General features: G+C 68.3%; 10 protein-coding genes and 1 pseudogene. 9 read left to right on the top strand and 2 right to left on the bottom strand.

Annotated elements, in window-relative coordinates:
- The 7 genes and pseudogenes from ABT288_RS12755 to ABT288_RS12725 all read left to right on the top strand — a co-directional run.
- A pseudogene (locus ABT288_RS12755) lies at positions 1 to 451 on the top strand (hypothetical protein); the annotation flags it as partial.
- Positions 448 to 639 (top strand): hypothetical protein, encoded by a 192-nt coding sequence (locus tag ABT288_RS12750; RefSeq protein ID WP_067135624.1) that lies wholly within the window; start codon positions 448 to 450, stop codon positions 637 to 639. The pseudogene ABT288_RS12755 and the gene ABT288_RS12750, both read left to right, overlap by 4 nt.
- A gap of 116 nt (positions 640 to 755) precedes the next feature.
- Positions 756 to 959 carry a hypothetical protein gene (locus tag ABT288_RS12745; RefSeq protein ID WP_351605910.1) on the top strand — a complete coding sequence of 68 codons (204 nt, stop codon included), beginning with the start codon at positions 756 to 758 and terminating at the stop codon, positions 957 to 959.
- A 137-nt stretch (positions 960 to 1,096) separates the two neighbouring features.
- The gene (locus ABT288_RS12740) at positions 1,097 to 1,618 is read left to right on the top strand and encodes a plasmid mobilization protein (protein WP_351605907.1); all 522 of its coding nucleotides are present in this window, start codon (positions 1,097 to 1,099) and stop codon (positions 1,616 to 1,618) included.
- Complete coding sequence (locus tag ABT288_RS12735; RefSeq protein WP_351605904.1) at positions 1,615 to 3,336, top strand: relaxase/mobilization nuclease domain-containing protein; 1,722 nt, start codon at positions 1,615 to 1,617, stop codon at positions 3,334 to 3,336. The genes ABT288_RS12740 and ABT288_RS12735 overlap by 4 nt, the downstream gene beginning before the upstream one ends.
- 162 nt (positions 3,337 to 3,498) lie before the next feature.
- Positions 3,499 to 3,870, top strand: coding sequence for a hypothetical protein (locus tag ABT288_RS12730; protein ID WP_351605957.1), 372 nt, complete (start codon positions 3,499 to 3,501; stop codon positions 3,868 to 3,870).
- 77 nt (positions 3,871 to 3,947) lie between these two features.
- A complete protein-coding gene (locus ABT288_RS12725) occupies positions 3,948 to 4,643 on the top strand; it encodes a hypothetical protein (protein WP_351605901.1) in 696 nt (231 codons plus the stop codon).
- Between the two features lie 502 nt (positions 4,644 to 5,145).
- Here ABT288_RS12725 and ABT288_RS12720 read toward each other — a convergent pair.
- On the bottom strand, positions 5,146 to 5,964 hold the full coding sequence (locus ABT288_RS12720) for an SPDY domain-containing protein (protein ID WP_351605899.1): 819 nt from the start codon (positions 5,962 to 5,964) through the stop codon (positions 5,146 to 5,148).
- Positions 5,965 to 5,977: 13 nt separating this feature from the next.
- On the bottom strand, positions 5,978 to 6,268 hold the full coding sequence (locus tag ABT288_RS12715; protein ID WP_351605897.1) for a hypothetical protein: 291 nt from the start codon (positions 6,266 to 6,268) through the stop codon (positions 5,978 to 5,980).
- Between the two features lie 402 nt (positions 6,269 to 6,670).
- Here ABT288_RS12715 and ABT288_RS12710 point away from each other — a divergent pair, with 402 nt between their 5' ends.
- Together ABT288_RS12710 and ABT288_RS12705 are read left to right on the top strand one after the other, a co-directional pair.
- The gene (locus ABT288_RS12710; protein ID WP_351605894.1) at positions 6,671 to 11,251 is read left to right on the top strand and encodes a P-loop domain-containing protein; all 4,581 of its coding nucleotides are present in this window, start codon (positions 6,671 to 6,673) and stop codon (positions 11,249 to 11,251) included.
- An 11-nt stretch (positions 11,252 to 11,262) separates the two neighbouring features.
- Positions 11,263 to 12,114 carry a serine peptidase gene (locus ABT288_RS12705; protein ID WP_351605891.1) on the top strand — a complete coding sequence of 284 codons (852 nt, stop codon included), beginning with the start codon at positions 11,263 to 11,265 and terminating at the stop codon, positions 12,112 to 12,114.
- Positions 12,115 to 12,513 lie beyond the last annotated feature (399 nt).

Below are 12,513 nucleotides of genomic sequence, written 5' to 3'. Positions count from 1 at the left end.
CGACACCACCGGGGACCGGGGACCGACCGACACGGGGACCGACACCACCGGGGACCGGGGACCGACCGACACGGGGACCGACACCACCGGGGACCGGGGACCGACCGACACGGGGACCGACACCACCGGGGACCGCGGACACAAGGTTCCCGCGCGCCGGACGCCGGCCTCCAAGGCGAAGGGCAAGCGCAGTGGCCGCTCGCGAGGCCCGCAGCCGCAGCGTCCGCCGCGCGAGCCGGAGCAGGACGTCGACCAACTGGTCGAGCTGATTCGCCCCCACGTACCCGCGCTGCTGGAACGGGACGGCAACGAGGCCGTGACCCGGGTCCAGCTCAGGGAGATCATCCGCCGCGAGAAGCTCCCCGGCGGCCGGAATGACCGACTCAGTCTGGTCCTGGCGGCCCTGCGCAGCCCGGACGGCATCACGACGACAAGGAGCACCACCCGATGAGGACTTGCCCGCAGTTCGCTGCCCTCCGTGAGGAGTACGAGCGGGAGATCGGCTATCTGAGCGCCCACTCCGAGCGGCATGCCGGCAGGCCATCGGCGAAGGCCAGCGCGACGTACGCCGCTTCCACGAAGGCGCGGATGGCCCGGGCGCTCAGCGGCCACGTCGGGCGCTGCCCCGAGTGCGGGTGACCCGCAAACCCGCAGGTCACTCCCCCTGTCCCCTGCGGTGGCCCGGTGCGCGCCGGGCCACCGCCCTGCCCCGAGAGGCATCCGTGTTTCACCGCCCTACTCCTTCGTCGCGGCACATGGCCACCGAGGCGGCTGCCTGGGCCGCCGTCCTGGTCCGCCGGCACCTCGTCCACGCCATGGTGCCCGTCCCGACCGGCCACTGGCTCGTCCAGCACAAGCCGAACGGGCCGGTCCAGCTCCTGGAAGGACCGGCCGCCGTCCTCGATCTAACCGCCAGCATCCAGCGACGACTGCGCACGGTGAGGCCCGACAGCCGATGACGAACCCGAACGAGAACGGCACCACCCCGGAACCTGCTCAGGACCTCAACTCGGTCTCGGGGCGAGCAAGTTATCGCAAGAGCATTGCTCCCAATGGGAGCAATGCTCTTGCCTTCCCCGCCCCTGGAGTGGCGAGAGTGGAACGGCACCAGGAGGTGCCGGTCCACCAGGATGCGGCCGAGGGCGGACCGCATCCAGAAGGGGGACAACAGCACGCGTGCCACACCTCGAACTGCGAGCACGCCGCGCCGCCGAAGCCGCACGTGCGCCAGCGTGAACGCCTGCGCAACGAGCACAAGCGCATGCGTCAGCCCAGCTGCCGTATGAACGACGACGAGTACCAGCTGCTCGTCCGCGCCGCGTCCGCCTGCCGCATGAGCGTCGCCAGCTTCCTCGCCCACGCCGCCCTCAGAGCTGCCCGTGACCTCGACCGCACCGCTGCGGAGATCGCCTCCGAACGCGAAGTGCTGACCGAGCTGTTCGCCGTCCGCCGGCACCTCGGCCAGATCGGCAACAACCTCAACCAGGTGGCCAAGGCCACCAACGCCGGCGCCGACGTCCCGCACACCCGAGCTGTCCTCGACGCCGTCCACCGCGCCGCCAAGCGCGTGGAGACCTTCACCCAGCACTACCTGGACACCGAGAACCACGCCGCATGATCCCCAGAGTCCACAAGCGCGGGACGCGCACCATCGGGCTGCTGTACTACCTGTACGGGCCTGGCACGCACGAGGAGCACGTCGACCCGCACCTTGTGGCGGCCTGGGACAGCTTGGCCCCAGATCCCGGCCGCGACCCGCAGGCGACGCTCACGGAGTTGCAGAAGCTCCTCGACCAGCCGGTCGAGGCTCTCACCCCCAGCCGTCGCCCGGCCAAGCACGTGTGGCACCTATCGGTGCGCGCCGCGCCAGAGGACCCGGTGCTGTCCGACGAGCAGTGGGGCGAGATCGCCCGGCGCATGGTCGCGGCCACCGGCATCGCCCCTGACGGCGACGACGCCGGCTGCCGCTGGGCGGCCGTCCGCCACGCCGACGACCACATCCACATCATCGCCACCCTCGTCCGCGAAGACGGCCGTCGGCCCCGCCTGAACAACGACGCTGGCCGTGCTCAGGCCGAAGCCCGTCTGATCGAGGCCGAGTACGGCCTCAAGCGGCTCAACACCGGGGACGGCACCGCCGCCCAGCGGCCCACCAGCGCCGAGCGGCACAAGGCCGAACGGCAGCAGCGCGAACGCACCCCTCGCGAGGAGCTGCGCGAGACCGTCCGCCGTGCGGTAGCCGGTGCCACCAGCGAGACGGAATTCTTCGACCGGCTCGCTGCCGCCGGCCTGCTCATCCGGCGGCGGATCGCGCCCTCCGGCGACCTGCTCGGCTACACCGTCGCACTCCCCGACGACCGCAACAAGGACGGCGAACCCATCTTCTACTCGGGTTCCAGGCTTGCTCCGGACCTGTCACTGCCCCGCATCCGCGAACGCTGGTCCGCCGACCGCGACGATCACGCTGCCGCGCCATCCGGCTGGCCGCCGCACATGGCTCCGGGCGCCCCGTCCGTCGCGCGCCGAGGCACTGCCTCTGCGGCATGGCAGGCGCTGATCGTCATCGAGCAGGGCGACGACGCGGTCGCCGCTGCTCACATCGCTTCGGCCGGTGAGGTCCTGGACGCGCTCGCGAAGACCTCCGCTGCGCACACCCGGACGCAACTACGGCAGGCCGCCATCGCCTTCGAGCGGGCCTCCCGTTCGCACGTGCGGGCCGAACGCGGCCACGACCGGGCGCTGCGGCAGGCCGCCCGCGACCTCATCCAGGGCGGTCCCGCGCTCGGCCGCGGGGAAGACGGCGCGACCACCGCGATGGCGATCGACATGCTGTTCTTCCTCGTCACCGCCGCCATCCACTGGCACGCGAAGAAGGGCCACGCCCAGCAGGCCGCCGCTGCACGCCAGGCCGCCGAACACCTGCGCGCCGCCTACCAGGCTGCCGCCGCCCAGCCGCTGGGCGCCCTCTACCAGCGCGGCAGGCACCTGGGCCGCCCGCTCCTTCAGCGGCAGACGTCCGTGCTGCGCGAGGCCGTACCCGAGCTGGCCGAACAGATCCTGACCGAGCCCGGCTGGTACGCGCTCGCAGCCACCCTCACCGACGCCGAAGCCGCTGGCCACGACACCACCGCGCTCCTCGCCGACGCCGCCGGACGCAGAGAACTGGACACCGCGGAATCCATCAGCGACGTGCTGGTGTGGCGCCTGCACCGCACCGCCGGCCTACCCGCCGACACCAGCAACGCTGTGACCGCCGACCGCGGGACGGGCCGCCTGACCAGCCGCACCGGACGTGCGGCGCAGGGCCGAACCAGGCCCCGGCATGGCCGGTCGTGACTGTGGACTTTGCGAGTTGAACAGATCAGATGCCTTCCGAGACGATCATGACGCGAGCAGGACGAGACGCAGGAGGACGCCAGCGTGTTTGACCGGATACGCCGCCGCAAGCAGGACACGTTCGACATCGAGATGCAGCGCCGGCACCAAGAGATGTGGGAGATGTGGCAGCGCATCCCTCTGCCCACGCCTCCAGCGCCACAGCCCGGTGTGCATCCGTCCGAGCCGGTGGCCGAGGTGGACGACTTCCTGCCGCCGGACCTGCGGGTCCCGAGCCACGACCAGGTCGCCGGCCGAATGATGCCCTGGCTGCGACCCGTCGTCCTGGACGGCGAGATCGTCACCTGCGCCGAGTGCGGCGCGTACCGGGACTGGATCATCATCTCCACTCAAGATCAGATCTGGCTGCGCTGCCGCGCCGGTCACCAGCAGCAGGAGAGGCGCCTGGACACGGCCTGGTACAACCGGCACTCGGCGCCGGTGGATGCCACACACTCCACGTTCGAGGACTGCCTGCGCCACCTCGGCCACTGACCCCTTACCCCTACGACCCCGCCTGGCCCTCCGTGGCCGCACTGCCCAACCATCTCCCAGAACCGAGGGGTCAAGTCGTGCGCGTTCGCGTCGCCACCACCGCCGCCGGCATCACCGCCGTTGCCCTGCTCGCCCTGCCCGCCTGCTCGTCCAACACCACGGCGCTTCCTGCTCCGTCATCGTCCGCTCGCCCCGGCAGCCCGGCCGCCACTGAGGCGAACAGCACCCCACTGTCGTCAACCGCGCTCACGGCTCGCCTGCTCGACGAGAGCGACCTGGGCAGCGGCTACACCCGCAAGCCCGAGCGCCCCGCTCGGCATGACGACGTCACCGTCCTCGACTGCCCGGCCCTCTCCGACCTCGGCGGCGACGCGGCCACCGCAGGATCGCTCGACTTTCCCCGCCAGGCGAAGACCTCCTTCACCTACGCCAGCCACAGCGACTCCGAGGTCTCCGAGGAGCTGTATAGCGATGCACCCACCAAGCTGTCCGACGGCATGGCCAAGATCTTCGATGCCATGACCGGGTGCCCCGAATACCAGGTCCTCGTCGGCGGCTCCGCCATCAACGTCACTACCGAGAAGGCAGCATCGCCCCACCTCGGCGAGGAGCAGTGGAGCCAGCTGCTGACGTTTTCCGTCGGCGGGCACGACAGCGTGGTGAAGCAGGCCGCAATCCGCGATGGGAACATCCTCGTGATCGTCTCCGGTTCACCCGCTCTCGTCGACCGGCACCTCGACAAGGCCCTCGCCAAGGCAACCGCAGGCCGATAGGACGTCCACTACTCGGTGCCCCGCCCCGCATGCTGGTGGCGGGGCACCATCGCATGGCCCTTCATTCGCATCGCAGCGAGCCGCGCTGGACGTCGTATGCCCACCCGCGTGGCACAGGCCGTCCCTCATCGAGCAGTAGGGCCTCGTACGTGTCGCATACCAACCGGAACCGGCGTCCTCCGCGGCCACGATGTCGATTCGGTAGGGGCCGGCGACATATACGGGGCGTCGTTCGTCACCGGTCCCGGTCCATTCCAGGCGGTGCCTGAATTCTTCAGACAGCTGATCGTCCGGCTGCCGCCACCCGGTATCAGCGAGCGATGAGCACAGGACCTCTGACGGATATGCGATAAGGCCCGGACACGAAGGTGTCCGGGCCTTTCGATGGCACACGGAGGGCGGCTGGGCACAGGCCCCTACTGAGGGCTCCGACCAGTCGATGCGGAACAAGAGCCCTGACCACAGTTCTCCTCTCCCCTCGTGGCGATCAGGACGCCTGCCGTTAGATGGCCGGGGCGCGCAGGAGCCGGCCCTTGGTGCTCGCGGGGAGCACCCGGCGCAGCACCGGTGCGGTGGAGCTGATCGAGCGGGCGAAGGCGGCGACCAGGTCGTGCGGGACGCTGGAGCTGAACGACGCGGCCCACAGGCACCGTGCGCCGAGCACCGGCTCGGCCCATGCCTGCCATCCGTCCAAGCTCGCCTCGATGTTGTCGATCAGGGTGCGCGGGTCGGCGTCCTGGATGAGAGCCGGCACGGTGCCGTAGCTGATGTGGGAAGTGAAGGTCGCGTCCATCGCTCCCGCACGGGGCTGGTCGATGTCGAGGAGCCAGCCATGATTGGTGACGGCGTCGAGGACCAGCTCGGTCCCGCCGAACTCCTCGGCCGGGCGCTCCCGTGCGTCGAGTGCGACGAGGAAGTCGACGACGGCCTCTCCGGGGACGTCGGCGGTGAAGTACGCGGACCACTGCGCGAGCGGACTGGCCGTGTCCGTGCGAGCCGACACTTGCCAGGCGACTGGCAGGTCCCCCAGCAGGAACGGCTCGTCCGCGAGGACCCACTGGGCCCATCGGAGGGTGTCGGGGCTGAGGTGCAGAACTGTGCTGCGCACGACCTGCCGGTCCTCCGGTGCCTCGTCCGGCTCCTGCCGGCCGCGGACCATCGTCAGGCTCGTCCAGCCAAGGCTGGTGAGGGTGTCGGCGACGGTGTCGTAGAGGCGTCCGTCGTCACCGGCCAGGTGGCGGGGGCCGACCCAGTACGCGGCCTGGGTTCGATCGGGCGCGGTGGGGTCGAGGGGGAAGTCGGGGTTCAGGGGCACCTCCAAGGATGATGGGGATCTACTGGCCGCCGCGAGCGGCGCGGCGGGGACGACGCGGTGGCTGGACGGGCGACTGCCAGGCCAGCGTCACGGCTACCTCGGGCGGCAGGACACCGAGCTGGCTGTGCTCATCGCGGCCCTCGGCGAGATGGACGACCGTCTGCCCGGTTGCATCCACAGACTGGACGACCTGAGCGAGGCGGTGCTCCGTCGGGAAGAACGGGTTGATCGCCTGCCGGACCGGGGCGTCACGGTCGCAGGCGGACAGCAGGTCGATGAGATCTCCGACGGTCATTTCCGTAGACGGCACGGACAGCCTCCTTGCATGGGACATACGGATACGGCGGCCAGCCGATAGACCGCCGGACAAGCAGGAGTCGCCTCCAATAAGCAGAGCCGTTCGGGCGCGCTACACGCGTCGGGGGGCTCCGGCACCCGTGGCACGGCGGTGACGAGTATGTCGGCCGACGTCTCCACGTCGAAGGAACTCCGGGAGAAGCGGCTAGCGGCCGACCGTCAGGCGCCACCGCCTTCCTGGCCTGGGGTTTTCCGGGAAGGTCGTCTACGTTGACATGCCACTGGAAGTATTGGCCAGTCTTTCGTGGATCTTTCCTGTCTGCCCCAGGCGAACTTGTCCTTCGTCATCCAATCGAGGCGTTTGACAGCAAACGCAGTCGCCTGGGCTTTCTGACAGTGGATCTAGTCGTGAGGGGTGACCAGCCTCGATCCCGATAGCCTGGAGACCGAAGCGTACGGGCACGGGGGGATGATGGTTCGAGCACTTCTGCTCGGGGTTGGGACCTTTGAGAGCGTGGTCGACGGCGAGTGGAACCCCATGTCGGAGGGGTTCCGTCCGCTGCCGTCGGTTGAACCGCAGGTGCGTGAACTCGCCATGGTGCTTTCGCGCTTCGATGGACTGAACGTCGATGAGCCGGTGATCAACGCGGATCGGGTCAGCATTGAGGAGAGCTGGCGGCAACTGCGGCACGATTCGGCGGGCCGGCCGCGTATCGTTCACTTTGCCGGTCACGGGGCTCTTCGTCGCCGGGTCTTGTACCTGCCCGTGCACGACAGCCGTCCGACCGACCTCCCGGAGTCGGCGATCGATGTCGGTCGATGGCTGAACGAGGTCGAGCACGGATCCAACCAGTCTCCTGTCCTGTTCCTGCTCGATGTTTGTGGTGCAGGGGCCGCGACGGACTATCAGCTGTTCCAGGACGTTCCCGAGGGCGACCGAAGGACCTGGGTGATCGCGGCCTGCACGGCGGACGAGAGCGCATTTGACGCACGGTTCACCAAGGCCACGGCCCAAGCGCTGGAGCGGCTCCGCTTGGGGCACTGGGACATTTCTCCGGCTCTGTCCCACGTGCCGGTGGAGGCTGTCGCCGACGAGATCGCACGGGAGCTGGTCCGCCTCGGCGAGGGGTATCCGCAGACCGTAGTGCACTCGCCGCGCCGAGCCGCCTCGTTGCCGGTACCGGAGTTCTTCGCCAACCCGGCGTTTAGCACAGACGGCTGGCAGCGTCTTCGGAGCCGACTGCGATTTGCAGTCCGGGAACTAGCGGCGGAGTTCGACCCCGGTCTGGACCCAGTCCACTTCCTCACCCGGGCGTCCGGCCGCCTGGACGACGCCGCTGCGATCATGGCCTGCCTATTCACTGGGCGAACCCGTGAGCTGACCCAGATTCGCTCCTGGCTGGCGAGCGACGACACCCTGTTGCTGGTCACCGGAAGCCCTGGGGCCGGAAAGTCGGCGCTGCTGGGGGTAACGGTCTTCCTGTCGCACAATCAGCTCGCCGAGCTGAGCGCAGGGCTGGTTGGCCGCATTCCTGCTCAGTACCGCCCGGAGCGTCGGTACCCGACTCTTGTCGCGGTCCATGCCCGGCACCGGAGCACGGACGAGGTGATCGCTTCGATCACGGCCCAACTGACTCCCGAGGACACGGAGCCGGCCGCCGCTAGCAGGGAGCCAGCTCTCGACCAGCTCAAACGCATCGCCCAGGACCTGCCAGAACCGGTAATACTCATCCTCGATGCCATTGACGAAGCCCTGGAGAGCGACCGCATCGTCCGCGATCTGCTACCCCAGCTCCTGCGCACGCTCCGCTCCGACGGCCGCCCCGCCTTCCGAGCGCTCGTAGGAATGCGCCCGCCGCAGACGGACGGCCACCGTTTCTGGGAAGCGCCCGGCGCCCGCGGGATGGTGCTTAACCTGGACACCTCTTCCAATGTCGAGGACCTTGCGAACGACCTCACGACCTACATCGCCGACATCCTGTACAGCGCACCCAGTTACAGCGACCAGGCCCTCCGCGAGTCCGTAGCCCGTGCGGTTGCCACCGCGATCGCTCATGGCCGCGATCGCAGCACCTTCCTCGTCGCAGCACTCTTCGCCGACTTCCTGCGGGCCGGCGTACCCCTGAAACCTGCCGAGGCGGTCGCCCGGCTGCCGCAGACTCTGCCGCACCTGCTCGAACTGCATTTGCGGACCACGCTGGACGGCGACCCGTGGATGCGGCACGTGATGGTGGGACTGGCACAAGCGCGGGGTCAGGGTATGCCACTGGAGCTTGTGGCGGCAGCGGCCACCGCTGCCGCCATGGCCGCAGGTCAGGGGCTCCGCCCGCTGACCCCGGGCGAAGCCCGCGAGAAGCTGGCTGCCGCCCGCTTCTATCTGCGGACGAACATCGACTCGGACGGACGTCAGCTTTACCGGTTCTTCCACGAGACGATCACCGAACACTTCCGTGACGCCGGGGCCGAACTCGACGGGCTCGCCGACAAGCTCTTCCACGAGCTATTGTCGGCCGTCCCCGGACGGCGGGCCGCTGAGGGGCCTCGGTGGGACCTCGCTGCACCGTATCTGCTACGACACCTTATGGATCATGCCGTCGCTGTGCCGGGCGGATCCGCAGTCGACCAGTTGTTCCTAGACCCGGAATACCTAGTCCGCGCCGACCGCAACAGCATCTGGGAAGCCGTTCACAGGACGAAAACCCCCACGGCGCGGCGGGCCGGAGCCGCATACCAGAAGGCATTCGGTCGTGGCAGCCTCTTCGGGCAGGACGGGTTGCTGGAGACACGGCGTGCGAGGCTTCAGCAGAGCCTTGTGACCTACCGGGCGGCCGGACTGGCGCGCCATCTCCAAGACGAACAGGCCGTGCTCTGCACGCGCTGGAGTACGGGCTTGCCTGAGGAGTCCCTGCTGCACGTCATCACCAAGGACGAGTTGGGCACCACAGTGTCAGCCCTGGCCCTGGGAGCTGTCCATCGACGGCTCCTCGCTGTGTTCGGCGGGACCGACGGCTCCCTCCAAGCGTGGGACATCACACCGAGCCGAACCGGCGCGGTCCTCCGGTATTCCTCGACGCTCCGGACAGACAGACATGCCATCACTCACATGGTGATCGTGGATCTGGAGGAGCGGGTGGTCATTGCCTTGGTGACTGACCAGAACGTTCTGCGACTGCACGATCTCGCCACGGGTGCGATCGTTACCGACGCACACCTCGACGGCGCGGGGGTCTCGGCCCTGGCCGTCGCCGACACTGAGGATGAAACATTCCTTGTAGTTGGTCGGGTCAACGGTGACATCAGCCGGATCGGCCTGCTGGATGAGTCGTTCGGCAAAACCCTCGACACCGTCAACGCCGGGGACACCACCATCTCCTCGCTACTCGGAGTGGAGTCCGCGGACGGTTCCCTCGCGATCCAATATGTTTGCGCCGAACCTCAAGATGACGGACCGAGGGTGCTGCGCAAACTGAACGGGCGGCCCGTCTGCCTCACATCGGCCGGCGGGCTCCAAGCAGTGCGGATCCAGCGCACCAACGTGCCGACCCCGCTGCTCTCCCTCGTCGCCTACACCCCCGGCAAGTACGCGGTCCGGGTGAACGGTGACACCGTCCAGGTCGTCACACGCCCAGAGGACAGAAGGCTGGCGCTAGGGGATATCCGCCGCGTCGACCGCTTCCAGCTCGCGCTGACCGCCCATCGCGACGGCAACATACGGGTGTGGGACCTCGACGTTTGCCCGCGGTTCGGTCACGGCCAAAACCACTGGCACCCCGCCACAATGCTCGGCACCATGCGGCTCGGCGGCTCGGAGTTCGCCCTCACCGCCGAACTCGTGTCCGGCACGATCAAGGCTTGGGACCTGAACACCGGCGCCGAGGATCGCGAATTGACCGACCTGGGCGGGCTCAGGCATGCCACCACCGTGACGGCCTGCGACGCGTCCTACATCGTCACGGTGACCACGGAGAATGAGCTCGACACCTGGAACGTCCGTGAGGATGCCCTGGAATCGACGGTCCGCCTCCCCGCCCCGGCCACCGCGTTGGCCGCTGTGCCGCACGGTGATTCGGTGTGGGCCGTGGTCGGCGGTGCCGATGGCGGTATCCATATCTGGGACACGATCAAGGAGTCGCCTTCCCATCTCCTCGCCAGCGTGGAGGGGCCGGTCACAGAGCTGGTCGCAGGCGCCGTCGGCAGCGAGTCCCTCCTGATCAGCGTCCACAACGAACACAGGGTCTGTCTCTGGTCCCTGGCCGACGGCACCCTGCGGCAATCGATCACGCTGGACCGGATCGGAGCGATCGCGATGCAGGGCGGGCGCCTGTTCGCTGCCGAGCAATCGTCGGACGACGATCAGGTGCGGATCTGGGACCTTGTGACGGCCTCGCTCGTGGGTTCCGTCCCCGTGGCCGGCCCTCGGGTGATGGCTGTCAGCCAAGTGAACGGCAGGCCGGTACTCGTGGCCGCTGTCAGCAAGGCGGAGGTCCAGGCATGGGATGTCGAATCCGGCGATCCACTCGGACCGCCAGCCCCAGTACCGGATCGAGTACACACGATCGCCCCCTACGAGAACGGCGTGCTGGTAGGCAGCAAGGCCGGCCATGTTACGGCCCTCGGCTGGGCCTGCTCCGCAACGGCGCCGGCGCTCCGTCCGACGCGGCCGACCGTCCACGTCACCCACGTCCTGGCTTGGTTGCCGGGCGAACTGCTATGTGGCGATGCCCGCGCAGATGGATGGGAGTTGCACACCGCCGACGAATGGGAGAGAGGACTGCCGCCTTCCTCCGGCCTGGTCTACACCCGCCCCATCACTGCGACCACTGCCCAACTCCACGATGCTCTCGTCGACGTACTGACGCCCGACGGATTTGAGGTCGTACGGCTGGAGGCACACGAGTACGAGATCAGCAAGGTCGACGGCGTGACCACCGGCGGCCCGTGGCGATTCCCGGCGTACTCCGTTCACTGTCACTTGGAGGAAGGACCAGAGCAGTGACGATCGTCGCAGTGCACGGCATCGGCAACCACCTGAGCGGCCGCTCGCCGGAACAGGCGGTCACCGAACTAGCAGGGCAGTGGCGGCCCAAACTTCAGCATGGCTTCACGGCCGCCGGACTGGGCGCCCACCAACTACCTGCCCTGCACGTCGCGTACTACGCTCACCACACCCACGGCGGGGAGCGACAGGCTGTCGTGCCGGATGTACTTGCCATCGATGAACGAGAACAGTCCGTGGTCATCGCCTGGGCGCTGGCATTGGGTTCACCCACCCTCCAGGAACGGCAGGGACTGATTACTGCACCGCTGCGGCAGGTCCTGTCCTGGGTTTCCCGACGCCGCAACATCCCCATCGGGACAGTCATCCGGCTCGCCGTCCAGCTGGCGGGCGAGGTCCGCCGCTACCTCCACGTTCCGCAGGTACGGGCTGCCGCCCGATCCGCCGTGGCCGAGTCGATCCGGCGGGTGCGCCCCCGCGTGGTGCTGGCGCACTCCCTCGGCTCCGTCGTCGCGTACGAGGCCCTCCATGCTCACCCGGAACTGACCGTGGACTGCTTCGTAACCCTGGGCTCTCCCCTTGGCCTGCCAGGCGGGATTTTTGATCACCTGGTGCCCGCGCCCATCGCCGATCGGGGTGCCCGACCTGCCGGGGTCCGCTACTGGGTGAACCTCGCCGACACAGGTGACCTTGTGGCGATTCCCCGCCGGCTCGGCGACCGATTCCCCGTTGACCAGCACGCCGACACCCCGATTGGCAGTATCGACTTCCACACCCTCGGAGCGTACTTGTCCTCCCCGCTCACCGCTGCAGCGATTGCTCCCTTCGTCCTCAACTCGACAACCCCGGACCAGATCGCCTGAGACTCTCGCCGGTCTGCGTCTTCAACGATGTAGCGTCGCGGGCAACGCCCCTGCATGCAGGAGCGTGCTCACCTCGCACGACTGGGTTCGCTGTCAAACGACTGCATTGGATGTCAGAGGACAGAACTGCTGTCCGCTGTCATCCTGTGAGAACTCAAGATCCCTGGTCGAATCTCAGGGCCAATGGCCATTCGGTGGCCGCTCGTGAGACACCGCAGGTCAGTGGCCTCCCACAGTCTGCGGACGGTCCGATTCGGCCGTGATCGTGAGACTGGACGGCTGGCCACGGTCTGAGACACCACGAGAAGCCACAGGTCACAGGACCGCGCCATGGCACGGACCCTGAGTCCCTACACATCCCAATCGAGGCGGTTGACATCGAACCCAGTCGTCTTGCGC

It is taken from the genome of Streptomyces sp. NPDC001093, from assembly GCF_040298985.1.
In the GTDB taxonomy this organism is placed as follows: Bacteria; Actinomycetota; Actinomycetes; order Streptomycetales; family Streptomycetaceae; genus Streptomyces.
This window is presented reverse-complemented; position numbering and strand designations above follow the sequence as displayed.

Coding starts and splice junctions, on each gene's coding strand:
- ABT288_RS12750 (WP_067135624.1), top strand. CDS start 448: ATGAGGACTTGCCCGCAGTTCGCTGCCCTCCGTGAGGAGTACGAGCGG.
- ABT288_RS12745 (WP_351605910.1), top strand. CDS start 756: ATGGCCACCGAGGCGGCTGCCTGGGCCGCCGTCCTGGTCCGCCGGCAC.
- ABT288_RS12735 (WP_351605904.1), top strand. CDS start 1,615: ATGATCCCCAGAGTCCACAAGCGCGGGACGCGCACCATCGGGCTGCTG.
- ABT288_RS12730 (WP_351605957.1), top strand. CDS start 3,499: ATGTGGCAGCGCATCCCTCTGCCCACGCCTCCAGCGCCACAGCCCGGT.